The sequence below is a fragment of the Pseudomonas sp. 1152_12 genome (assembly GCF_052850675.1).
The window spans coordinates 212,858-234,858 of sequence record NZ_VXCW01000009.1 but is presented as its reverse complement, the minus strand read 5'-3'; the positions used below and the strand labels follow the sequence as shown (position 1 = coordinate 234,858).

General features: G+C 57.6%; 21 protein-coding genes and 1 pseudogene. 9 read left to right on the top strand and 13 right to left on the bottom strand.

Going from position 1 to position 22,001, the window contains the following annotated elements; all coding sequences use genetic code 11:
- Positions 1-25: 25 nt before the first annotated feature.
- The 3 genes from FW764_RS18775 to FW764_RS18765 form a co-directional block, all read right to left on the bottom strand.
- Entirely contained in the window at positions 26-247 is a 222-nt protein-coding gene (locus FW764_RS18775) for an FmdB family zinc ribbon protein (RefSeq protein WP_017139808.1), read from the bottom strand.
- A gap of 171 nt (positions 248-418) precedes the next feature.
- Positions 419-760 carry a ribbon-helix-helix domain-containing protein gene (locus FW764_RS18770; protein WP_446435149.1) on the bottom strand — a complete coding sequence of 114 codons (342 nt, stop codon included), beginning with the start codon at positions 758-760 and terminating at the stop codon, positions 419-421.
- 181 nt (positions 761-941) lie between these two features.
- Positions 942-1,415, bottom strand: a complete 474-nt coding sequence (locus FW764_RS18765) for a Dps family protein (protein ID WP_003193874.1) — start codon at positions 1,413-1,415, stop codon at positions 942-944.
- A gap of 443 nt (positions 1,416-1,858) precedes the next feature.
- Between FW764_RS18765 and FW764_RS18760 the strand changes: the two genes are divergently transcribed.
- Entirely contained in the window at positions 1,859-2,461 is a 603-nt protein-coding gene (locus FW764_RS18760) for a cold shock domain-containing protein membrane protein (protein WP_446435148.1), read from the top strand.
- A gap of 71 nt (positions 2,462-2,532) precedes the next feature.
- On the opposite strand, the gene FW764_RS18755 is transcribed toward FW764_RS18760, so the two are convergent.
- Together FW764_RS18755 and FW764_RS18750 are read right to left on the bottom strand one after the other, a co-directional pair.
- Positions 2,533-2,739 (bottom strand): SlyX family protein, encoded by a 207-nt coding sequence (locus tag FW764_RS18755; RefSeq protein ID WP_017847119.1) that lies wholly within the window; start codon positions 2,737-2,739, stop codon positions 2,533-2,535.
- A gap of 3 nt (positions 2,740-2,742) precedes the next feature.
- A complete protein-coding gene (locus FW764_RS18750) occupies positions 2,743-3,168 on the bottom strand; it encodes an HIT domain-containing protein (RefSeq protein WP_083356989.1) in 426 nt (141 codons plus the stop codon).
- 750 nt (positions 3,169-3,918) lie between these two features.
- On the opposite strand from FW764_RS18750, the gene FW764_RS18745 reads away from it, so the two are divergent.
- A complete protein-coding gene (locus FW764_RS18745; RefSeq protein WP_446435147.1) occupies positions 3,919-5,211 on the top strand; it encodes an OprD family porin in 1,293 nt (430 codons plus the stop codon).
- Between the two features lie 190 nt (positions 5,212-5,401).
- Here FW764_RS18745 and FW764_RS18740 read toward each other — a convergent pair whose 3' ends face one another.
- Both FW764_RS18740 and FW764_RS18735 read right to left on the bottom strand, forming a co-directional pair.
- On the bottom strand, positions 5,402-6,244 hold the full coding sequence (locus FW764_RS18740; RefSeq protein ID WP_446435146.1) for a mechanosensitive ion channel family protein: 843 nt from the start codon (positions 6,242-6,244) through the stop codon (positions 5,402-5,404).
- Between the two features lie 136 nt (positions 6,245-6,380).
- On the bottom strand, positions 6,381-6,866 hold the full coding sequence (locus FW764_RS18735) for a YajQ family cyclic di-GMP-binding protein (RefSeq protein WP_446435145.1): 486 nt from the start codon (positions 6,864-6,866) through the stop codon (positions 6,381-6,383).
- 123 nt (positions 6,867-6,989) lie between these two features.
- On the opposite strand from FW764_RS18735, the gene FW764_RS18730 reads away from it, so the two are divergent.
- Genes FW764_RS18730 through FW764_RS18720 form a run of 3 tightly spaced genes read left to right on the top strand, consistent with a single transcriptional unit; the run spans position 6,990 to position 10,571 of the window.
- Positions 6,990-7,907, top strand: a complete 918-nt coding sequence (locus tag FW764_RS18730) for a putative 2-dehydropantoate 2-reductase (RefSeq protein ID WP_446435144.1) — start codon at positions 6,990-6,992, stop codon at positions 7,905-7,907.
- Between the two features lie 46 nt (positions 7,908-7,953).
- The gene (locus tag FW764_RS18725; protein ID WP_446435143.1) at positions 7,954-9,990 is read left to right on the top strand and encodes an ATP-binding protein; all 2,037 of its coding nucleotides are present in this window, start codon (positions 7,954-7,956) and stop codon (positions 9,988-9,990) included.
- A gap of 2 nt (positions 9,991-9,992) precedes the next feature.
- Positions 9,993-10,571: a cob(I)yrinic acid a,c-diamide adenosyltransferase gene (locus tag FW764_RS18720; RefSeq protein ID WP_446435142.1), complete on the top strand. Its 579-nt coding sequence runs from the start codon at positions 9,993-9,995 to the stop codon at positions 10,569-10,571.
- A gap of 126 nt (positions 10,572-10,697) precedes the next feature.
- Here FW764_RS18720 and FW764_RS18715 read toward each other — a convergent pair whose 3' ends face one another.
- From FW764_RS18715 to secA, 3 genes are all read right to left on the bottom strand, one after another.
- Positions 10,698-11,642 (bottom strand): Nudix family hydrolase, encoded by a 945-nt coding sequence (locus FW764_RS18715; RefSeq protein ID WP_446435141.1) that lies wholly within the window; start codon positions 11,640-11,642, stop codon positions 10,698-10,700.
- 20 nt (positions 11,643-11,662) lie between these two features.
- Positions 11,663-12,880, bottom strand: a complete 1,218-nt coding sequence (gene argJ / locus FW764_RS18710) for a bifunctional glutamate N-acetyltransferase/amino-acid acetyltransferase ArgJ (RefSeq protein ID WP_446435140.1) — start codon at positions 12,878-12,880, stop codon at positions 11,663-11,665.
- A gap of 123 nt (positions 12,881-13,003) precedes the next feature.
- On the bottom strand, positions 13,004-15,739 hold the full coding sequence (secA, locus tag FW764_RS18705) for a preprotein translocase subunit SecA (RefSeq protein ID WP_446435139.1): 2,736 nt from the start codon (positions 15,737-15,739) through the stop codon (positions 13,004-13,006).
- A 305-nt stretch (positions 15,740-16,044) separates the two neighbouring features.
- Between secA and FW764_RS18700 the strand changes: the two genes are divergently transcribed.
- Positions 16,045-16,500, top strand: a complete 456-nt coding sequence (locus FW764_RS18700; protein ID WP_446435138.1) for a DUF721 domain-containing protein — start codon at positions 16,045-16,047, stop codon at positions 16,498-16,500.
- A gap of 4 nt (positions 16,501-16,504) precedes the next feature.
- Here the strand turns inward: FW764_RS18700 and FW764_RS18695 are convergent, their stop codons facing one another.
- Positions 16,505-17,983 (bottom strand): helicase HerA-like domain-containing protein, encoded by a 1,479-nt coding sequence (locus tag FW764_RS18695; RefSeq protein WP_446435137.1) that lies wholly within the window; start codon positions 17,981-17,983, stop codon positions 16,505-16,507.
- 204 nt (positions 17,984-18,187) lie between these two features.
- Here FW764_RS18695 and FW764_RS18690 point away from each other — a divergent pair.
- A pseudogene (locus FW764_RS18690) lies at positions 18,188-19,222 on the top strand (HAMP domain-containing protein); the annotation flags it as partial.
- A gap of 93 nt (positions 19,223-19,315) precedes the next feature.
- Positions 19,316-20,080, top strand: a complete 765-nt coding sequence (locus tag FW764_RS18685) for a methyl-accepting chemotaxis protein (RefSeq protein ID WP_446435193.1) — start codon at positions 19,316-19,318, stop codon at positions 20,078-20,080.
- A 35-nt stretch (positions 20,081-20,115) separates the two neighbouring features.
- Here FW764_RS18685 and FW764_RS18680 read toward each other — a convergent pair whose 3' ends face one another.
- Positions 20,116-20,286: a hypothetical protein gene (locus FW764_RS18680; RefSeq protein WP_446435136.1), complete on the bottom strand. Its 171-nt coding sequence runs from the start codon at positions 20,284-20,286 to the stop codon at positions 20,116-20,118.
- Between the two features lie 89 nt (positions 20,287-20,375).
- Positions 20,376-21,224 carry a formyltetrahydrofolate deformylase gene (purU, locus tag FW764_RS18675; protein WP_446435135.1) on the bottom strand — a complete coding sequence of 283 codons (849 nt, stop codon included), beginning with the start codon at positions 21,222-21,224 and terminating at the stop codon, positions 20,376-20,378.
- 348 nt (positions 21,225-21,572) lie between these two features.
- Here purU and mvaT point away from each other — a divergent pair, with 348 nt between their 5' ends.
- Complete coding sequence (gene mvaT, locus FW764_RS18670) at positions 21,573-21,947, top strand: histone-like nucleoid-structuring protein MvaT (protein ID WP_446435134.1); 375 nt, start codon at positions 21,573-21,575, stop codon at positions 21,945-21,947.
- Positions 21,948-22,001: the final 54 nt, after the last annotated feature.

The window sequence follows — 22,001 nt, the reverse complement described above, 5'->3', positions numbered from 1 at the left end:
CAGGAGCCTGCGCGTAGAGTTCAACTCAGTCTGCTTTGTCGCCGCCCGCCAGATTCTTCTTGGCGCCGGTCTTGAAGTCGGTCTCGTACCAGCCGCCACCGCTCAGGCGGAAGCCCGGCATGGACAACATCTTCTTCAGCTCAGGTGCCTGGCAGGCAGGGCAATCGACCAGCGGCGCGGCGCTGATCTTCTGAATGGCTTCCAACTGATGACCACAGGAAGCACATTGATAGTCGTACATGGGCATGGAGATGTCTCGGCGATCGGATCATTACTGCGCCACGCCCTGCCCTGTGGATAAACCCCTGGCATGCGCAGCAAAGCGCGGGATTATATCTGGTAAATCAAGGCAGCGCAGCCGGCTTTCTGCCCCAAGGCCAGCCCACCTTAGCGGCGAGCCGGCTGGGCAACCGCCGGATTAATCGCCGTTCATCGGCGTGATGCGGCCTTTTAATACGTGAACCACGCACACCACCCTGACCAATCCGCTGAAGTTCTTCACTCCTCCGTACCGCAAATGCACTTCCCGATCGACATAAGACAGCAACGCACTGACTGAGCAGGCATTGATCCTGGCTATCTCCGTGAGAATATTCCAGTAGATCTGTTCAAGCCGCAGGCAGGTGGAAAACCCGTTAAGCCTGACCGACCGGGACAATGGCTTGGCCAAGCCCATATCGAACCCTTTTGCAAAAGGGTCGCCCTTTATCTGATGGAAACCGCAGGTTTCCATCACTCCATTACCCACTCCGCGTGACATACACCTGACACTCCATTGCCAAACATCAGCCCATGGGTTTGTCCCATTGGACAGCGGGTCTATAAAACAGCAGGACGCGGGGGGCAGCCAGAAGACGGGGAGTCGATAGTCGTAGGACAACGCCAGGAAACGCGGGGAAACAAGCAAGCGGCGCCAGGACGGCGCCACTCAAACTGGATGTTTACTGATTTTCGAGCAAAGAACGCAGCATCCACGCGGTTTTTTCATGAACCTGCATACGCTGGGTCAGCAGATCCGCGGTCGGCTCATCGCTGACCTTATCAAGCAATGGGAAGATGCCGCGCGCAGTGCGCGTCACCGCCTCCTGGCCCGCCACTAACTGCTTGATCATCTCTTCTGCGCTGGGCACACCCTCTTCTTCCTTGATCGAAGACAGACGGGCGTAGATCGAATAGGCGCCCGGCGCCGGGAAACCCAGGGCACGGATACGCTCGGCAATAGAGTCCACTGCCAGTGCCAGTTCGTTGTACTGCTCTTCAAACATCAAGTGCAGCGTACGAAACATGGGGCCCGTGACGTTCCAATGGAAGTTGTGGGTCTTCAAATACAGTACATAGGTATCGGACAGCAGTCGTGAAAGTCCGTCGACGATGGATTTACGATCCTCTTCACTGATACCAATATCGATTGCCATGTTTTTTCCCCTTCAATTGACGAGCATTCATTGATCAGGTGCAGGACCACTCTAGCAAGAGTGCTGGCTATGTGCAGCCAGGCACAGGCAGCAGGCGTGCGGCAAATCGCCCCTCTGCGCAAGCGCCTGCTGCTCGCTCGAGAGCGGCGCGCATGCCTTTGCACAGAGTAGGAAAACGCTAAAAATGCCGCTCAAAAAGCCCGCACCTGTCTAGGACAAGCGTTTGACGCAGAAATGCCATGGCGCTCGTACGCCCCCGAAATGCTTGATTTGAGTAGGCACAGCCTTTGCTGTTAAATAGACGTCGTGTGGTGGGCCGATTATTTCTGCGGCTCACCACATAGGCTGATACCCGTGCACGTGCTCAACGCCTCCCATTGTTCAGAAGCGAACCGTGCCAGTCAGCTCTTCCTTGTGATCCGTCTAAACGTGAGTTAATCAAAATGTTGAAAATCGTCCACCTGCTAACGGGCGTTGCAGCTTTGCTGCTGTCCTTTATACCGAGCTTGCAACACGGGAGCCCTCCCTACCTGGAACAACACGACGCTCTGTACCTGGCCTTGTTCGGCCTTCTTAACCTGACGCTGGCACCGGTGATCCCTTACTGGAACAAAGGCACGCGTCATCAACTGCAAAACCTGGTCAGCGCGCTGCTGGTGCTGACCGTTGTCGTTCAAACCCTCACCCTCCTCGCACCTATGCCTGAAGTCGGCGGCCACCCGGCCATCTTGCTCAGCTTGGTGATTGCTGTAGTCGCCATCGTTCTTCACCTGGCCATCAGCTTCTACCGTTCGACCCCTGCCGCTGCGTCGCAAAACTACGACATGACTAACCGGGATACCGGGACCGTCAAGTGGTTCAACACCTCCAAAGGCTTCGGCTTTATTTCCCGCGATTCGGGCGACGATATCTTCGTTCACTTCCGGGCCATCCGCGGCGAAGGTCATCGTGTCCTGGTAGAAGGCCAGCGCGTGGAGTTCTCCGTCATGAACCGCGACAAGGGCCTGCAAGCCGAAGATGTGATCGCGGCATTGCCGCGTCGCTGATTCCCACCCTCGGCGTAATAAAAAAACCGCGATCCAGCGCTGCTGGGTCGCGGTTTTTTTATGGCGTGCACTTAATAATGCGGCGGTGGCGCTTCTTCTTCGGATGACTCGAATTGGCCACCCATTTCTTCCTGGCGCTTGAGCAGCGCGGTCATCTGCAACTGCAGGCGCTCAACCGCCCGCTGCTGGGTGACGAGGATGTCATTGAGGGTCTCGATGGTGTCGTCCTGAAACGCCAGACGACTTTCCAGATCGGTTACGCGGTCTTGCAGGTCCATGGCTCAGTCCTGAGTAAAGATGAAGTCGGCGGGCAGTAACTCGCGCAGCCGGGTGCGAATCGCCACCACTTGCTCTTCGGTATACGGCCGGGCCGGGTGCTTGCCCCAGACCGGTGCGGGCCAGGCGGCGTCATCCCGCTTGCGCACAATCACATGCACATGCAGTTGGCTGACGACGTTACCCAACGCGCCAATGTTCATTTTATCGGCGGCCATGCCTTCATTGAGCAACTGCGCCAGGGCCGTGGCTTCTTTCCACAGCGTCTGTTGATCTGCGACATGCAGCTGAAACACTTCGCTGATACCGTCAATGCGCGGCACCAGGATGAACCAAGGGTAATTCGAGTCATTGGACAGCAGCAGGCGACAGAGCGGAAAGTCGCCAATGGCCAGTGTGTCTTGTTGCAGACGTTGATCTAAGGCGAACACGCGGGCACTCCGTTCGGCAGGTCGGTATCAATCAGGTGCCCAGCATACCTTTGAATGCTCAAGGCTTCACGGCGAATACGGGGAGCCTGGATGCAACTGGATGAAATACCTGCCTCCTTAAATAGAGGCGGGCGGATATTTGAGCTACGCTGAATCTGGCTTGAGCGGGATGCACCAAAATGACCCACCTGCGCTTCAAAGGGATCCGCCAACTACCCACTCAGGGGGGTGAACCGGTAACGTTTTGCCCTGGCACAGGATTTATGTACGTCCCCGCAGGGGAAACACTTGGACGTCAAGCCTAAACCAAACGGCGTAAAAAGCCCGTGCTTATGCGGTTTTTACACTGCCGTAACGTTTTTCACGAAAAAATGACATTCGATTGAGGCTTTGTGCACGCCTTTTGCTTTAACACCCGTAACGTCGGCAACGGCACCCGCTTGGAAGCGAGTGTTTCGCGATAAAAAACAGTAGCGTTTGAGTGCACACCCAGGACGATTTCAAACTTCGAAAACGGTCTGAAAACAGCACTTAAGTTGTCAGCCTGATTACCGTCGGGCTGTGAATTTGCGACACGGAACTAGCAATTTACGACAGCCTCGTAAAGAAGCTGAAAGGACAGATGACTAAGTATCGTCAATAGGGTCTGCGTGATATAACTTTGCGCCGACACATAAAAGAAAGAGCCGCCCAGATAAAAATACAGGTGGGACGGCAGTACTCTTCCTAAAACCAAAGGAGCAAATCACGATGCGCGTGATGAAGTGGAGCATGATCGCCCTGGCTGTTTCAGCAGGCACCTCGCAGTTCGCAATGGCATCCGCCCAGGACGATTCCAAGGGCTTTATTGAAGACAGCACAGCGAGCATTCTGACTCGTACCCTGTACTTCAGCCGTGACTACCGCAACCACAATGCGAAGCAAAGCCGTTTCGAAGAAACCGGCCTCGGCTTCCACGGTCTGTTCAGCTCGGGTTACACCCAAGGCACCATCGGTGTCGGTGTTGATGTCATCGGCCTGCTGGGCGTCAAACTCGACAGCGGCAAGGGTCGTGCCGGTACCGGTCTGTTCCCTACGGGTTCCGACGGCCGTTCGCAGGACGACTATTCCAAAGGCGGTGCTGCCGTTAAGTTCCGTATCTCCAATACGGTCCTGAAGGTCGGTGATCAATACACCACCGCGCCAGTGTTCGCTTCCGATGACAGCCGCTTGCTTCCGGAATTGCCGCAAGGCGTCTCCATCACTAGCAACGAAATCAAAGACCTGAAACTGGAAGCCGGTCACTTCACCTCGATCGTTGCCCAGGACAAAAGCTTCCGCGACAGCATCGGTAGCGCTGAACCTAACACCAATCGTGGCCTGCGCGATGCCAACTTCGTGGGCGGTGTCTACGCCTGGACTCCAGAGATCACCACCAGCCTCTACTACTCCAAAGTGGAAGACTACTGGAAGAAGCTCTACGCCAACGTGAACTGGACCCACGCGCTTAGCGATGACCAATCCGTGGCTGTCGACTTCAACATCTACGACACCAAGAGCGACGGCGCAGGCCTGGTACGTGCTGACAAAGACAGCACTACCAAGCTCGACAACCGTGCGTTCAGCTTGCAGGGTGCCTACACTGTTGGCGCTCATACCTTCACCCTGGCAGCACAGAAAGTCACCGGCGACGGCCAATACGCCTACGGCGTAGACGGCGGCGGCACGATCTTCCTGGCCAACTCCATCGCCCGTTCCGACTTCAACGCCGAAGGCGAGAAGTCCTACCAGGCACGTTATGACCTCAACATGGCTACCTTCGGTATCCCTGGCCTGAGCTTCATGACTCGTTACGTGAAAGGTACCGGCGCCAACATCGCCAGCACCAGCAACGGTAAAGAGTGGGAACGCGATATCGAAGCCAAATACGTGATCCAGAGCGGCCCAGCAAAAGACCTGAGCCTGCGTGTACGTCAAGCGACCTATCGCTCGTCTGATCAGGTTTACTCGGGTTCTCTTGACGAGCTGCGTCTGATCGCGCAATACCCGCTGAACATCTTGTAATTAGCCGTTTGATTACAGCGATGACTTGAGGCCTCGGCCTTAAATAAAAAGCCGCTCCCCTATTTAAAAGGGAGCGGCTTTTTTATTGCAGTTTTATTACAGCTGAAAAATAACTAGCAAGCTAACTAACGAGACTAGCTGCCAGCAGCGAACCTGACCTATTGGACAAGTTCGAGACCTTACCGCTTAGTTATTTGGCCGCCGGTTCCTGCATTACTCGAATAACCCGCTGTGGAAACGGAATATCAATGCCCGCCCCTTTCAAACGGTCACGCGATAATTCGTTAAGCATAAACACCATGTCCCAATAATCCGACGTCTTGGTCCAGCAGCGTAAAGACACGGTGATCGAACTATCACCCAAGTTCGACACCACGACTACCGCCGCAGGATCTGTTAGCACGCGCGGGTCTTTTGCCAGCTCCAGCAATACTTCACGAGCTTTCTGCAGGTCAGCTTCATAGTCGACACCTACGTCAAACACCACCTTGCGGGTCGGCTGGCGGTTGGTGTTGGTGATGATGCCGTTGGAGAGGATGCCGTTCGGCAAGATCACGGTTTTGTTGTCGCCCGTGCGTAGCACGGTGTGGAAGATCTGGATGCTGTCGACGGTGCCGGAGGTGCCTTGGGCTTCAATCCAGTCACCAATGCGGAACGGGCGGAACAGCAGAATCAGCACGCCACCGGCAAAGTTGGTCAGGCTGCCTTGCAAGGCCATACCGATGGCAAAACCTGCAGCTGCGATGGCCGCAACGAACGAGGTCGTCTCCACACCAATCATCGAAGCCACGCTGATTACCAGCATGATCTTGAGCACGATGTTCACGATACTGGTAACAAAGCTCTGAAGCGCCAGGTCAGCGTTACGCATAGCCAACAGACGACCCATCTTGTGAGTCAGTTTGTTGATCAGCCACCAGCCGATGGCCAGGGTGATCACCGCCAGCAATACCCGGCTGCCGTATTCCATAATCATCGGGATCCAGGACTGCGAGGTCTTGATCAGGTGATCCACTTCAGCGTTCAAATCCATCTATCTTCTCCTGTTGCGCGGATGTGCGGCTTAATTGACTGCCTTAAAACGCAAATGAGCCCCGAAGGGCTCAAGTGTAGGCACTGTTTCTGAGGCGTGGGACGTCAAAAACGCCCACAGGTTCCGCAAAGTGCCATCAGTCGCGGAAGTTATTGAACTGCAGCGGCATGTCGAAGGTCTTGGCGCGCAGGGCCGCGATCGCGTCCTGCAAATCATCACGTTTCTTGCCGGTGATGCGAACCTGCTCACCCTGGATGGCGGCCTGGACTTTGAGCTTGGCATCCTTGATGTGGGCGACGATTTTCTTCGCCAGCTCTTTGTCGATACCTTCTTTGAGCACCGCTTCCTGCTTCATCAGCTTGCCGGAGGCGTAGGCATCCTTGATTTCAAGGCATTGCGCGTCGATCTTGCGCTTGACCAGGGACAGCTTGAGGATCTCGATCATCGCTTCCAGCTGGAAATCGGCTTCAGCGGTCAGGTTGACGGTCAGTTCCTTTTCCTTGAATTCAAAGCTGCCCTTGCCTTTCAAGTCATAGCGACGGTCCAGTTCCTTGACGGCGTTCTCGACGGCGTTGGTGACTTCGTGTTTGTCCAGTTCGGATACCACGTCGAACGAAGGCATGTCATTTCTCCAATATAAGGGGCGGACTCAGTAGAGATGGAGCGCGCCCGAGCTAAAATGCCGAGGCATTATAGCGGTTCTTTCGCCCCGTTCACTGTGAGCGCCCCCACGGAGCACAAACTCATGTCGACCACTTGGCACATTCTCGGCGCCGGCAGCCTGGGCACACTCTGGGCCACCCGTCTGGCCCGCGCGGGCGTCCCCGTGAAACTGATCCTGCGCGATGCCGCGCGCCTGGCCAGCTATCAGTCGGCCAAGGGGCTGACACTGGTCGAGCAAGGTGTAGAACACACCTACCCGGTAATTGGCGAAACGCCCGACAGCCCTGAGCCGATTCATCGCCTGCTGGTGGCGTGCAAAGCCTACGACGCTGAAAGTGCCATCGCGCAGCTGCAACACCGACTGGCGCCGGATGCCGAACTGATCCTGCTGCAAAACGGTCTCGGCAGCCAGGACGCGGTGGCCGCGCAACTGCCCCAGGCCCGCTGCATTTTTGCTTCCAGCACCGAGGGCGCATTTCGTGACAGCGAGTGGCGCGTGGTGTTTGCCGGGCATGGTCACACCTGGCTGGGAGACGTGTACCACCCCACTGCACCACTATGGCTGGAGGACCTGCACGCCGCCGGTATTCCCCACGAATGGAGCACCGAGATTCTTACGCGCCTGTGGCGAAAGCTGGCTCTGAATTGCGCTATTAACCCGCTGACCGTGCTGTACCAGTGTCGCAACGGTGGCTTGCAGGATCATCAGTGTGAAGTCGCAACCCTGTGCGCCGAGTTGACCGAGTTGCTCGAGTGCTGCGGCCAACCAGCCGCCGCCGAGGCGTTGCACAGCGAAGTGGAGCGAGTGATCCAGGCCACGGCGGCCAACTACTCGTCCATGTATCAGGACGTGGCTAATGCCCGGCGCACCGAAATCAGCTACTTGCTGGGCTATGCGTGCTCGGCGGCTGCCCGTCACCTGTTGGTCCTGCCGCATCTGCAACAGCTGCAAGCACGGCTGGTCGACCACTTGCGCACACACGGATTGGCCAGCGACTGAGGCACGCGCTACCCTGCCTACCTGTCTATCACCTCGGAAAACCCTGATGCCACTGCGCCAGCGTCTAGAAAATCTACCGGTAGGGCAGAAGCTGCTGGCTGCGCTGCTGGTGTTATTGACCACCGTATTGCTGGTGGCCAACCTGACGTTTATCAGTGCCGCCTATTGGATTTCCCAGGAAAGCATGGCGCCCCAAGCGCTGCAGGCCATTGGTCGGCTGGTGTCCAACCCGTCGCTCGCCGCACAAGCGCTGCAATCGCCGGCCAAGGCCGACGCCCTGCTCAATGAACTGACTAGCTATTCGCCGTTACGCGCGGCTGCGTTGTATGACGGCGAAGGCACCCGCCTGGCGCAGATGCAACACGGCAACCGGCTGCAACTACCCGACAACTACCGGCATATCGAGGCCTGGCGACTCACTGAGTTTCGCAGCAATCAGGTGATCACCCTGCCCCGCGCCGGTCAGCCTTCCGGGCATCTATTATTAGTCGCCAGCAGTGAACTGCCGATGGCGTTCTATACCGGCACGCTGACAGCCAGCCTGGGCATCCTGATTTTCAGTGTGTTGCTCTGGCTGGTGATCGCTCGTCAGATCAAACGCCTGATCACCCGACCGATCCACGAGCTCGAAGAGCTGTCGCGGCAGGTCACCCGCGAAGAGAACTACGCCCTGCGGGCCAGCCGCGGCAACCATGATGAAATCGGCAGCCTGGCCGAAGCGTTCAACACTATGCTGTCGCGCATCGAAGCCCGCGAGCAGCAGCTCAAGCGTGCACGTGACGACTCCCAGGCCGCTTACGACCAAGCCCAGAGCCTGGCCGAAGAAACGCGCCACACCAACCGCAAGCTGGAACTCGAAGTCCAGGTGCGCAGCAAGATCGAGAAAAAACTCACCGGTTTCCAGAACTACCTCAATAGCATCATCGACTCCATGCCGTCGGCACTGATCGCCCTGGATGAACAGCTTTACGTCACCCAGTGGAACCAGGAAGCGACGGCCCTTTCCGGCACACGCCTGGATGAAGCACTGAACCAGCCGATCTTCCTTGCGTTTCAGCCGCTCAAACCGTACTTGCCGCAGATCAAAGCCACGGTCGAGCAGCACACGGTGGAACGTATCGAACGCGTCACCTGGATCAAAGATGACGAGCCCAAGCATTACGCCCTGACCTTCTATCCGTTGATGGGCGGTGCCGGGCGTGGCGTGGTGATCCGTATCGACGACATCACCCAGCGCTTGTCTCTGGAAGAAATGATGGTGCAGTCGGAGAAAATGCTCTCCGTCGGCGGCCTAGCAGCCGGCATGGCCCATGAGATCAACAACCCGCTGGGGGCGATCCTGCATAACGTGCAAAACATTCGCCGCCGCCTGTCCCCCGACCTGCCGAAGAACCTGGAGTACGCCGAGGAGGTGGGTATCGAGCTGGGCACGGTCAACCGTTACCTGCAAAGCCGCGAAGTGCCGCAACTGCTAGACGGCATTCAGCAAGCCGGCGCGCGCGCGGCGAAGATCGTCACCCACATGCTCAGTTTCAGCCGTCTCAGCAACCGCCAGATGGCGCCCTGTGACTTGCCGGCACTGATCGACCAAGCCGTAGAAATTGCCGGCAATGACTTCGACTTGACGATCGGCTTCGACTTCAAGGGCCAGGCGATCATCCGCCAGTTCGACCCGCAACTCGGCCCGGTGCCGGGCACCGCCAATGAGCTCGAGCAAGTGCTGCTCAACCTGCTGAAAAACGCCGCTCAAGCCATTTACCTGCGTGAAGACCCGCGTGAGCCTGGGCGCATAATCCTGCGTACTCGCCTCAATCCACCGTGGGCAGAGATCCAGGTGGAAGACAACGGCATCGGCATGAGCGAAAACGTGCGCAAACGCACCTTCGAGCCGTTCTTCACCACCAAGGAAATCGGCCAAGGCACTGGGCTTGGGCTGTCGGTGTCGTACTTCATCATCACCAATAACCACAAAGGCCAGATGGAAGCTCACTCCACGCTCGGCCAAGGCACGTGCTTCACTCTGCGCCTACCCCTGGCCGGTAGCCAGATACCATCCTTTGACCTGACTCAACTGGAGCAATGACCATGGGCTTTCGCCTGTCGAAAATCTACACACGTACCGGCGACAAAGGCGAGACAGGCCTAGGAGACGGCCGTCGCGTGCCCAAGGATCACCCACGGGTGGAGGCCATTGGCGAGGTAGATACGCTGAACAGTCAGTTGGGTTTACTGCTGGCTAACCTTGAAGAACAGAGCGGCAAGCATCCGCAACTGATGGATGTGATTGAGGTGCTTACGCCCTGCCAGCATCGGTTATTCGACTTGGGCGCAGAACTTGCGATGCCCGTGTACAAGGCGTTGAATGCGGCCGAGGTCGACCGGCTGGAGGCCGCGATTGATCGCTGGAATGAAGAAGTCGGGCCGCTGGAGAACTTCATCTTGCCCGGTGGTTCGGCGCTGATCGCCCAAGCCCACGTGTGCCGCAGCCTGGCACGCAGTGCGGAGCGGCGCTGTCAGCACTTGAATACAGTGGAGCCGCTGGAAGGCGTGGGGTTAGCCTATATCAATCGATTGTCGGACTTACTGTTTGTCGCGGCACGGGTGATCGCCAAGCGCCAGGGGGTTGCGGAGATTCTATGGCAGGCGGCGGCTAAGCCACACTGATGTTTTGGGGTGACTGACAGGACCTCATCGGGAGCAAGCCCCCTCTCACATTTCACCGAATTCCAACGTTGGAATGCAGTCACAGGTGAGAGAGGTTTGCTCCCGAAGAGGGCCATCAGAACACCATCAAACCTGCGGCCAGAACGCCCGAATTCCCGCCACCCCCTGAGCCCCAGCGTCCCAAGCCTGCTCCCGCTCAGCAGGCCCTACCCCACCCAACAGAAACACCGGTTTGCTGAACCCACGGATCAACTCTGCCGCCTGCTCCCAACCCAAAGGCTGAGCCTCTGGATGAGTCTGAGTCGGCTGCACCGGCGACAGCGTGACAAAATCCACGTCCATCATTTGCGCCAGCGCCAGCTCTTGCGCGTTGTGGCACGAGGCTGCCAACCAGCGATCTTTCGGCAGCGGGCGGCCCTTACTTGCGTATTTACGCAGTTGCGCAGCAGTCATGTGCCAGCCAGCAGCCGGAAAATCTCCCAGCCACTCAAACGGGCCCTTGAGCATCAATTGCGCTTTGCCGGCACACAGGCCAACAGCGTCCACGGCCAGGTCACGGTATTTCGGGTCGTAGCCATTAGGCGCACGCAACTGGATCAGCTTGATACCACCGGCAACAGCCTTCTGAATACCGCGCAGCAACACCGGGGTTTCCAGCTCGCCAGGGGTAATCAGGTACTCAGCCGGTAACCGTGCTGCCGCAACGATTGGGGCATTGGCAGCAGGGAACTCATAGTTGATCAAATCCCGAGGGGCAACCCATTCCACCGGTTGCCCTTCGGCACCATGGGGCTCGCCGCCGAAGGCCGAGACTTCCCAGACATCCAGTAACACCTGTTTGTCCGGATAGTCATGTTGCACCTTGATCAGCGGCCGCGCCGTGGTGACCTGAATGCCCAGTTCTTCCTGCAATTCGCGCGTCAGCGCGGTGGCGACCGATTCATCGGCCTCCACTTTGCCACCGGGGAATTCCCACAGGCCACCTTGATGTTGGGTATCGGCGCGGCGTGCCAGCAGGATCCTGCCATCGACACCGCGGATCACCGCTGCTGCTACATGCACTCGTTTCACCGCGCTTATCCTCTTGGCTATCAGGTGCGGTATTCCGCATTGATCTTCACGTACTCGTGGGACAGGTCAGTGGTCCAGATGGTTTCGCTGCACTCGCCGCGACCCAACTCGATGCGGATGGTGATTTCTTCCTGCTGCATCACCGCCGAGCCCTGGGCCTCGGTGTAGGTTTCGGCGCGAGCGCCACGGCTGGCAATGCACACGTCGCCGAGGAATACGTCGACCTTGCTTACATCCAGGTCAGGCACGCCGGCACGTCCAACGGCGGCAAGGATACGGCCCCAGTTCGGGTCAGAGGCGAACAGTGCAGTTTTGATCAACGGCGAATGCGCCACGGTGTAGCCAACATCCAGACATTCCTGATGGTTGCCGCCGCCATTGACTTCAACGGTGACGAACTTGGTAGCGCCTTCGCCGTCACGCACGATAGCCTGGGCCACGTCCATGCACACGTCGAACACCGCCTGTTTCAATGCGGCGAACAGCGGGCCGTCAGTGGAAGTGATTTCCGGCAGGTTGGCCTGGCCAGTCGCGATCAGCATGCAGCAGTCGTTGGTCGAAGTATCGCCATCGATGGTGATGCGGTTGAACGACTTATTGGCGCCGTCCAGCATCAGGCGTTGCAGCACGTCCCGGGAGACTTTGGCGTCGGTGGCGATGTAGCCGAGCATGGTGGCCATGTTCGGGCGGATCATGCCCGCACCTTTGCTGATGCCGGTCACGGTGACGGTCACGCCGTCATGCACGAACTGGCGGCTCGCACCTTTTGGCAGGGTGTCGGTGGTCATGATGCCGGTAGCCGCCGCCGCCCAGTTATCCACAGACAAGTCATCCAGGGCGGCTTGCAGGGCGCCTTCGATTTTTTCCACCGGCAACGGCTCACCGATCACGCCGGTGGAGTACGGCAGTACTTGGCTGGCGTCCACGCCGGTCAACTGGGCCAGCTTGGCGCAAGTGCGCGCGGCGGCGACCAAGCCTGGCTCGCCGGTACCCGCATTGGCATTGCCGGTATTGGTCAGCAAGTAACGAATCGGCCCGGCCACACGTTGCTTGGCCAGGATTACCGGCGCAGCACAGAACGCATTGAGAGTGAACACACCGGCGACGGTCGAGCCTTCAGCACAGCGCATCACCACCACATCTTTGCGTCCCGGGCGTTTGATGCCGGCCGAAGCGATACCGAGCTCAAAACCGGCAACCGGGTGCAACGTGGGCAAAGGACCAAGACCAACAGCCATGAATGCGCTCCTTAAAAATAGGTGATGTCTGTGCCGTCGTGATCGACGGTGAAATTAATGGCAAAACGCCGCGACGGCAGAAGCCGGTCGCGGCGCGGGGTGTAGCAGCGTCAGGCAAAAATCTTAGTTGATTTCGCCGTGGCAGTGTTTGAACTTCTTGCCCGAACCGCACCAGCACAGTTCGTTGCGGCCCAGCTTCTGGTCATTGCGAACCGGGGTTTGAGCCAAGGCCACATCGACTTCTTCGCCCAAGACTTCAGGCGCTTCCAGGCCCGGTGCTTCGTCGTGCTGGAACTGCATGCGCGCAGCCAGTGCTTCGGCTTCCTGGCGCAGGCGAGCTTCTTCCTCGACCGGGTCTTCGCGACGCACCTGAACGTGGGACAGCACGCGAATCGAGTCGCGCTTGATCGAATCCAGCAGCTCGGAGAACAGCGTGAACGACTCGCGCTTGTACTCTTGCTTCGGGTTTTTCTGGGCGTAGCCACGCAAGTGGATACCGTGACGCAAGTGGTCCATGGTCGACAGGTGGTCTTTCCACAGATCGTCCAACACGCGCAGTACGATTTGTTTCTCGAAGGTGCGCAGTGCTTCGGCACTCGCCTGCTCTTCTTTCTCGTTGTACGCGGCCAGAAGCTCGGTCATCAGCTTCTCGCGCAGGGTTTCTTCGTACAGGTGGTCGTCTTCGTCCAGCCATTGCTGAATCGGCAAATCAACACCGAAGTCGCTCCTCAACGCCGCTTCCAGACCGGCAACATCCCACTGTTCAGGCAAGGACTGTGGCGGGATATGCGCGCTGACGGTGGCGTTGAGCACGTCCTGACGGAAATCAGCGATGGTCTCGCCAATGTTGTCGGCGGCCAGCAACGTATTACGCATGTGATAAATCACTTTACGCTGTTCGTTGTTGACGTCATCGAACTCAAGCAGTTGCTTACGAATGTCGAAGTTACGACCTTCAACCTTGCGCTGGGCCTTCTCGATGGCGTTTGTCACCATGCGGTGCTCGATCGCTTCACCGGACTGCATACCCAACGCTTTCATGAAGTTCTTCACCCGATCAGAGGCGAAGATACGCATCAGGCTGTCTTCCAGCGACAGGTAGAAACGGCTGGAACCGGCGTCACCCTGACGACCGGCACGACCACGCAACTGGTTGTCGATACGGCGCGATTCGTGACGCTCGGAGGCGATCACCTGCAAGCCGCCGGATTCGAGAACAGCCTGGTGGCGTTTCTGCCAGTCGGCCTTGATCTGGGCGATCTGCTCAGGGGTCGGGTTGTCCAGCGAAGCGACTTCCACTTCCCAGTTACCGCCTAACAGAATGTCGGTACCACGACCGGCCATGTTGGTAGCGATAGTCAGTGCGCCTGGGCGACCGGCCTGGGCGATGATCTCGGCTTCTTTTTCGTGGAACTTGGCGTTGAGGACCTTGTGCTCGATGCCTTCCTTGTTGAGCAGGTTGGATACGTGCTCGGAAGTCTCGATGGTGGCGGTACCTACCAGGATCGGGCGGCCTTGGGCCATGCCATCCTTGATATCGTTGATAATTGCCGCGTATTTCTCTTCGGCAGTCAGAAACACCAGGTCGTTGAAGTCTTTACGCGCCAGTGGCTTGTTCGGTGGAATCACCATCACGGCCAGGTTGTAGATCTGGTGGAATTCGAATGCTTCGGTGTCGGCCGTACCGGTCATGCCGGACAGTTTGTTGTACAGACGGAAGTAGTTCTGGAAGGTCGTGGAGGCCAACGTCTGGCTTTCAGCCTGGATGTTGAGCCCTTCCTTCGCTTCGATGGCCTGGTGCAGGCCTTCGGACAGACGACGACCCGGCATGGTACGGCCGGTGTGTTCGTCAACCAGTACGACCTGGCCGTCCTGGACGATGTATTCAACGTTGCGGTGGAACAGCTTGTGGGCGCGCAGGCCGGCATACACGTGGGTCAGCAGGCCCAGGTTATGTGCCGAATACAGGCTTTCACCCTCAGCCAGCTCACCGATCTGGGTCAGCATGTCTTCAACGAACTGGTGACCGGCTTCGTTGAGTTCGACCTGACGGGTCTTCTCGTCGATGGAGAAGTGACCTTCTTTGGTCACCACGCCTTCCACTTCCTCGATGTGCTGCTCCAGGCGCGGGATCAACTTGTTGATCTCGGTGTACAGGCGCGAGCTGTCTTCAGCCTGGCCGGAGATGATCAGCGGGGTACGGGCCTCGTCGATGAGGATGGAGTCGACTTCGTCGATCACGGCAAAGTTGAGTTCACGCTGGAATTTCTCATCCATGCTGAACGCCATGTTGTCGCGCAAGTAGTCGAAACCGAACTCGTTGTTGGTGCCGTAGGTAATGTCGCAAGCGTAGGCGGCGCGTTTCTCTTCCGGCGGCTGGAACGGCGTTACCACGCCGACAGTCAGGCCGAGGAATTCATACAACGGACGCATCCAGTTGGCATCCCGGCGAGCCAGGTAGTCGTTCACCGTCACAACGTGCACGCCCTTGCCGGACAATGCGTTGAGGTAAACACCCAAGGTTGCCACCAGGGTCTTACCTTCACCAGTACGCATTTCAGCAATCATGCCTTCATGCAAGGTCATGCCGCCGATCAACTGGACGTCGAAGTGGCGCATGCCCATGACACGCTTACCGGCTTCACGGGCGACCGCAAAGGCTTCGGGAAGCAGCTTGTCGAGGGTTTCACCTTTGGCTATGCGGGCCTTGAACTCTTCGGTCTTGGCGCGCAATTGCTCGTCCGAAAGGGCAACCATCTGCTCTTCGAAGGCATTTACCAGCTGCACCGTCTTGAGCATGCGTTTAACTTCGCGCTCATTCTTGCTTCCAAAAAGTTTCTTTAACAAAGGCGCAAACATATCGGCAGGTTCTTCCACACATAGGGATGGAGGGCGCACCGTGAGTGGCCCGAGCAGCCCTCACGGCCGCATGCGAACGCGCATTCTACCCGGAATCGTGGGTGAGGAAAGTGGCGTTGTTCCCCGATGCTGGCATGGCGCTGTGAGAGGACCTGTTTAAAATAAGGGCTTTTGCTGGAACTTCAACCCATGGAGCGCAGAAGTTACCTATTGATTTCACGAGTAAAGCGCTGCTGATGCATCGCCCGGGGGCACACAGGCGCTTTCTGCTAAGATGGCAGCTCTGTTACTTAAGGTGTCTAAACATGGCATTTCGCCCACTTACAGCCCGCGCTCCCAGCGTGTTGCTCCGCGAAGCCAAACCGTTGAAAGCCATCTTCGGCCACGCGCAGCGCCTGGGCCGTTTGCAACGCCTCGTAGAAAGCCAACTGCAGCCTGCCGCACGCGAACACTGCCATGTGGCGTCCTGGCGTGAGGGTAATTTGCTGTTAATTGTCACCGACGGTCACTGGGCGACCCGTCTGCGCTATCAGCAAAAACGCCTGCTGCGGCAATTGATGGCATTTGATGAGTTTGCCAGCCTGACCCGTATCCAGTTCAAGGTGCAGCCACCCACGGCGCCACAACGCGCCGTTGGGCACACGATAGACCTTTCGGTGAATGCGGCCGAAACCATCCAGGCAACGGCCGACGGCATCAGCGATCCAGGCTTGCGTGCAGCACTGGAGCGATTGGCCGCCCACGCCAAGCCCAAAGCCTGAACCGCTATTTACGCTTGCTGCCACCCAGCAACGAGCCCAGCAGCCCACGCACCAGCTGACGGCCCATCTGATTGGCAGCCTGTTGCATCGCTGATTTAAGCGCCTTGCCGGCCGTGGTGCCCAGAAACGCTCCGGCCTTGTCGGTAAAGCTCGGTTCTTCGGTAGAGGGTTTAGCCTCTTCGGTTGGCCCCAGTTCCTTGCGCGCCATCAACACTTCATAGGCTGACTCCCGGTCAATCGGCTTATCGTAGCGCCCCAACAGCGGCGAACTGGCGATCAGCGCCGCGCGCTCAGCCTCACTGAGTGGCCCGATTCGCGATTGCGGTGGCGCAACCAGTACGCGCTGGACGACTTCCGGCGTGCCCTTTTCCTGCAACGTGCCCACCAGCGCTTCGCCTGTACCCAACTCAGTCAGCACCGACAAAGCATCGAACGCAGGGTTGGGCCGAAAACCCTCCGCCACCGCGCGCAGGGATTTCTGCTCTTTCGTCGTGAACGCACGCAAGCCGTGCTGAATGCGCAGGCCGAGTTGCGCCAATACCGTGTCAGGCAGATCGCCTGGAGACTGAGTGACAAAGTACACACCCACGCCTTTGGAGCGAATCAGGCGCACCACTTGCTCCAGGCGATCCTGCAAAGCCTTGGGCGTGTCGGCAAACAACAAATGCGCCTCGTCGAAAAACAGCGCCAGCAGCGGTTTGTCGGCATCACCCCGCTCCGGCAGTTGCTCGAACAGCTCGGCCAGCAGCCACAGCAGGAACGTTGCGTAGACCTTCGGTGCCTCATGCACCAAGCGGCTGGCGTCGAGTAAGTGGATGCGCCCACGGCCGTCACTGGCCGGCTGCAAAATATCCTCGAGTTGCAGGGCCGGCTCGCCAAACAAGGCTTCGGCGCCCTGCTGCTCCAGCACGGCCAGACGTCGTAACAGCGCCTGGCTGGAGCCCGTGGTCATCAGCGCCGCGTCGTCCCCCAGCAACTGCGGGTGATAGCGCAGGTGGTTAAGCAAAGCCTTGAGATCTTTAAGGTCAAGCAGCAACAGACCTTCGCGGTCCGCCACCTTAAAGGTGGCATAGAGTGCCGATTGCTGGCTGTCGGTGAGTTCCAGCAGGCTGCCGAGCAATAACGGCCCCATTTCGCTGATAGTAGTGCGCAGCGGATGACCGGACTGCCCGTGAATGTCCCACAGCGTTACCGGATAAGCCTTCGCCGTGTAATCAAGGAAGGGCATACCCGCAATGCGCTCAGCCACTTTACCTTGAGGATTGGCCGCAGCGCCCAAACCACACAGATCGCCCTTGATGTCGGCGGCGAACACCGCCACGCCCGCATCACTGAAGGCCTCCGCCAGCCGTTGCAACGTGACGGTCTTGCCTGTGCCGGTGGCACCCGCTATCAACCCGTGGCGGTTGGCCAGGCGCATGGCCTGGGCGATAGGCTGGCCATCGAGGCCGGCACCGATAAGCAATTGCGAGGGATCAGGCATTTCGTCACCTTTGGTTAATCTTTAGTACCGCCAGGTCGATATAGACAGATGTAAGACCGACAAAGTCTAAAAATAGGTCAGATAGCTTCTATAGTGACCAGCAGGGTTATCACAAGAAGTATCACACCTTTTTTGACACTGTCATTTTGCGCATCCTACAAGGACGCGCTTTGGATATTAAGACCATAGCGGACTCTACAAGCCATGAATAAAAACCTGCGCTTCAGCCATAAAATCCTGCTTGCAGCCTCCCTTATCGTCATCGCCGCCTTCGCGCTGTTTACACTCTATAACGACTACCTGCAACGCAACGCGATTCGCGACGACCTCAATAACTACCTGCATGAAATGGGCGATGTCACCGCCAGCAATATTCAAACCTGGCTAACCGGGCGGATTGCCTTGGTAGAAAACGCAGCACAAAACATCGCCATTAATCCTGAAACCAGTGTGGTTGCCAGCCTACTAGAGCAAAAAGCTCTGACGTCCTCGTTCATGGCGACCTACGTAGGTGACAGCAAAGGCGCCTTCACCATTCGCCCCGACACCAAGATGCCGGACGGCTTCGACCCACGGGTTCGTCCCTGGTACAAGGGCGCCCAAAGCAGCAACGGCTCAACCCTGACTGAACCCTACATTGATGCTGCTACCGGGCAGTTGATCATTTCTGTTGCCACCCCTAGCACCACCAAGGCCGGCCAGAGTATCGGCGTGGTAGGCGGCGACCTGAGCCTGCAAACCCTAGTGGATAACATCGGCGCGCTGAACTTCGGCGGCATGGGCTATGCGTTCCTGGTCAGTGCTGACGGCAAAGTACTGGTGCACCCGGACAAGAACCTGGTGATGAAGACCCTGGCTGACATGTACCCGAAAAACACGCCGAAGATCAGCAGTGACTTCAGCGAAGTTCAAGCCAACGGCAAAGACAACATCGTGACCTTTACACCGATCAAGGGCTTGCCTTCAGTGAACTGGTACCTGGGCATTTCGGTGGATAAAGACAAATCCTTCGCCATGCTCAGCAAGTTCCGCACCTCGGCGGTGATTGCCACCATCATTGCCGTGGTAATCATCATCGCGCTGCTGGGCATGCTGATTCGTGTGCTGCTGCAACCCCTGCACCTGATGACCCGCGCGATGCAGGACATCGCCGACGGAGAGGGTGACTTGACCCGCCGCCTGACCATCCAAAACAACGACGAGTTCGGTACGCTAGGTAATGCCTTCAATCGCTTCGTGGAGCGGATTCACACATCGATTCGCGAAGTGTCCTCGGCAACCGAACAGGTCAACGAGGTCGCTTTACGCGTGGTCAGCGCGTCCAACTCGTCGATGGTCAATTCCGACGAACAGGCCAACCGCACCAACAGCGTAGCGGCCGCCATCAACGAACTGGGTGCTGCCGCCCAGGAAATCGCGCGCAATGCTGCACAAGCCTCCAACCAGGCCAGTGATGCGCGGCACTTGGCAGAAGACGGCCAACAGGTCGTTGATCGCAACATCAAGGCAATGACGCAACTGTCCGCGATGATCAGTGCCTCCAGCAGCAATATAGAAGCGCTTAACAGCAAGACCGTGAATATCGGGCAGATTCTGGAAGTGATCACCAGCATCTCCCAGCAAACCAACCTGCTCGCGCTTAACGCCGCCATCGAAGCAGCACGTGCCGGGGAAGCCGGGCGCGGGTTTGCGGTCGTGGCCGATGAAGTACGCAACTTGGCGCATCGCACTCAAGAGTCGGCGCAACAAGTGCAAAAGATGATCGAGGAGTTGCAAGTCGGCGCCAGAGATTCGGTCAGCACCATGAGTGAAAGCCAGCGCCACAGCCAAGACAGCGTGGAAATCGCCAACCTGGCCGGCGAGCGCCTGAACAGCGTGACCCAGCGCATCGGCGAGATCGACGGCATGAACCAGTCCGTGGCCACCGCCACCGAGGAACAAACCTCGGTGGTGGAGTCGATCAACATGGACATCACCGAGATCAACACCCTCAACCAGGAAGGTGTGGAAAACCTGCATTCAACCCTGCGCGCCTGCACCGACCTGGAACAACAGGCGGCGCGTTTGAAACAGTTGGTAGGCAGTTTCCGGATCTGATCCCTGTGCCCGCGGACTAATACGACAGCGGGCGATTATTCTTTTTCGGGCTCGGATTTACCGTGCTCGCGCCTCCACAGCTCAGCGGCACCAGGAAACTCGGTGCCGTCCTCTGCGTCCAGGTCATCCGGGTCAAATCGACTCAAACACCCCTCACCCAGCGTCGTCGGTGCTTTGGAAGTGGCTTTGTCCAGTGGATCGCTCATCGATCAATCCTCAACGGCAGGCAAAGAAAAAGGGCCTGTGGCGATTTAACGCCAAGGCCCCTTATTCTTCAATCATTCAAGCGCTGTTATCAGAACACGACCGTCTTGTTACCGTGAACCAGCACGCGGTCTTCCAAGTGGTAACGCAGCCCACGGGCCAGCACCATCTTCTCGACGTCACGGCCGAAACGCACCATGTCTTCAATGCTGTCGCTGTGGCTGACCCGCACTACGTCCTGCTCGATGATCGGACCGGCGTCCAGCTCTTCGGTGACATAGTGGCAAGTTGCGCCAATCAGCTTCACGCCACGCAGCGAGGCTTGGTGGTAGGGCTTGGCGCCGACAAACGATGGCAGGAAGCTGTGGTGAATGTTGATCACCTTGCCGGCGTACTCGCGGCACAGTTCCGGCGGCAGAATCTGCATGTAGCGCGCCAGTACCACTACGTCGGCTTCGTGCAGCTTGACCAGGCGGGAGACTTCGGCAAACGCCGGCTCCTTGTCCTGCGGGTTAACCGGGACGTGGTAATACGGAATGCCATGCCATTCGACCATACTGCGTAGATCGTCATGGTTGGAAATGACGCACGCGATCTCGCAGTCCAGCTCATCGCTGTGCCAACGGTGCAACAGGTCGGCCAAACAGTGCGATTCACGGCTAGCCATCAGCACGACGCGTTTTTTCTGCTCCGTGTCGGTGATGTGCCAGGTCATCGAAAACTCTTCGGCGATCGGCGCAAACGCCTCACGAAAAGCTTCAAGACCAAAGGGCAGTGTGTCGGCGCGAATTTCATGACGCATGAAAAACCAACCGCTGAGGTCGTCCGAGTGATGGCTCGCCTCGGTGATCCAGCCGTTGTGGGAGGCCAGAAAGTTACTGACTTTGGCAACGATGCCAACCCGGTCCGGGCAAGCGATCACCAGCCGAAAAGTGCGCATTAGGGGAAAACTCCAGAACTTCGCAAAGGTCGCCATTCTAGCGATTACGTAGAAAAACTGCAGTACTCCTTGCACCTTATTCTGCCCCCGCACCCTGGCGACAGCCCTTAATAACGTAAGGTTTACAGCCGCTATATGGCCGTACAACGTCACCTCGGGCAGTTATCGGAAAATAAACGAGATTATCTTTAGGCCAACCAACCACTAATTAACTCGATTGCGTAGCGTGGCTACAAACATTCAAAGTAATTCACATAAATGCGTCCTTACATGTTTACTTGCGCAAGTGGCCTGACTATTATTAGCGCACTTTCCCTGTCAATCAGCGCTCTACATAAGGTAGTCCACATGTCTCTGATCAACGAATACCGTGCCACCGAAGAAGCTATCAAAGAGTTGCAAGCCCGTTTGAAGAACCTGTCCCAAGACGACAAGCTGCAAACCGAGCTGGAATTCGAAGGCAAACTGCGCGCCCTGATGGGTGAATACTCCAAATCCCTGCGTGACATCATCGCGCTGCTGGATCCAGAGTCGAAAATTAAAGCACCGCGTGGCGCTGTGAAAGCTACCGGCACCAAGCGTGCTCGCAAGGTCAAGCAATACAAGAACCCGCACAATGGTGAAGTGATTGAAACCAAAGGTGGCAACCACAAGACTCTGAAAGACTGGAAAAGCACGTGGGGCGGTGACGTGGTTGAAAGCTGGGCTACCTTGCTGGGCTAAGCTTGGTCGGGCTCTGGTCTGATACGCAATACAATAAAAAACGCCAGCTTGCTG

What these genes read in the sequence shown, in the direction of transcription:
- FW764_RS18775 (WP_017139808.1), bottom strand. Translation starts at nt 247, where the DNA reads ATGCCCATGTACGACTATCAATGTGCTTCCTGTGGTCATCAGTTGGAA.
- FW764_RS18770 (WP_446435149.1), bottom strand. Translation starts at nt 760, where the DNA reads ATGTCACGCGGAGTGGGTAATGGAGTGATGGAAACCTGCGGTTTCCAT.
- FW764_RS18765 (WP_003193874.1), bottom strand. Translation starts at nt 1,415, where the DNA reads ATGGCAATCGATATTGGTATCAGTGAAGAGGATCGTAAATCCATCGTC.
- FW764_RS18760 (WP_446435148.1), top strand. Translation starts at nt 1,859, where the DNA reads ATGTTGAAAATCGTCCACCTGCTAACGGGCGTTGCAGCTTTGCTGCTG.
- FW764_RS18755 (WP_017847119.1), bottom strand. Translation starts at nt 2,739, where the DNA reads ATGGACCTGCAAGACCGCGTAACCGATCTGGAAAGTCGTCTGGCGTTT.
- FW764_RS18745 (WP_446435147.1), top strand. Translation starts at nt 3,919, where the DNA reads ATGCGCGTGATGAAGTGGAGCATGATCGCCCTGGCTGTTTCAGCAGGC.
- FW764_RS18740 (WP_446435146.1), bottom strand. Translation starts at nt 6,244, where the DNA reads ATGGATTTGAACGCTGAAGTGGATCACCTGATCAAGACCTCGCAGTCC.
- FW764_RS18735 (WP_446435145.1), bottom strand. Translation starts at nt 6,866, where the DNA reads ATGCCTTCGTTCGACGTGGTATCCGAACTGGACAAACACGAAGTCACC.
- FW764_RS18730 (WP_446435144.1), top strand. Translation starts at nt 6,990, where the DNA reads ATGTCGACCACTTGGCACATTCTCGGCGCCGGCAGCCTGGGCACACTC.
- FW764_RS18725 (WP_446435143.1), top strand. Translation starts at nt 7,954, where the DNA reads ATGCCACTGCGCCAGCGTCTAGAAAATCTACCGGTAGGGCAGAAGCTG.
- FW764_RS18720 (WP_446435142.1), top strand. Translation starts at nt 9,993, where the DNA reads ATGGGCTTTCGCCTGTCGAAAATCTACACACGTACCGGCGACAAAGGC.
- argJ (WP_446435140.1), bottom strand. Translation starts at nt 12,880, where the DNA reads ATGGCTGTTGGTCTTGGTCCTTTGCCCACGTTGCACCCGGTTGCCGGT.
- secA (WP_446435139.1), bottom strand. Translation starts at nt 15,739, where the DNA reads ATGTTTGCGCCTTTGTTAAAGAAACTTTTTGGAAGCAAGAATGAGCGC.
- FW764_RS18700 (WP_446435138.1), top strand. Translation starts at nt 16,045, where the DNA reads ATGGCATTTCGCCCACTTACAGCCCGCGCTCCCAGCGTGTTGCTCCGC.
- FW764_RS18695 (WP_446435137.1), bottom strand. Translation starts at nt 17,983, where the DNA reads ATGCCTGATCCCTCGCAATTGCTTATCGGTGCCGGCCTCGATGGCCAG.
- FW764_RS18685 (WP_446435193.1), top strand. Translation starts at nt 19,316, where the DNA reads ATGGTCAATTCCGACGAACAGGCCAACCGCACCAACAGCGTAGCGGCC.
- FW764_RS18680 (WP_446435136.1), bottom strand. Translation starts at nt 20,286, where the DNA reads ATGAGCGATCCACTGGACAAAGCCACTTCCAAAGCACCGACGACGCTG.
- purU (WP_446435135.1), bottom strand. Translation starts at nt 21,224, where the DNA reads ATGCGCACTTTTCGGCTGGTGATCGCTTGCCCGGACCGGGTTGGCATC.
- mvaT (WP_446435134.1), top strand. Translation starts at nt 21,573, where the DNA reads ATGTCTCTGATCAACGAATACCGTGCCACCGAAGAAGCTATCAAAGAG.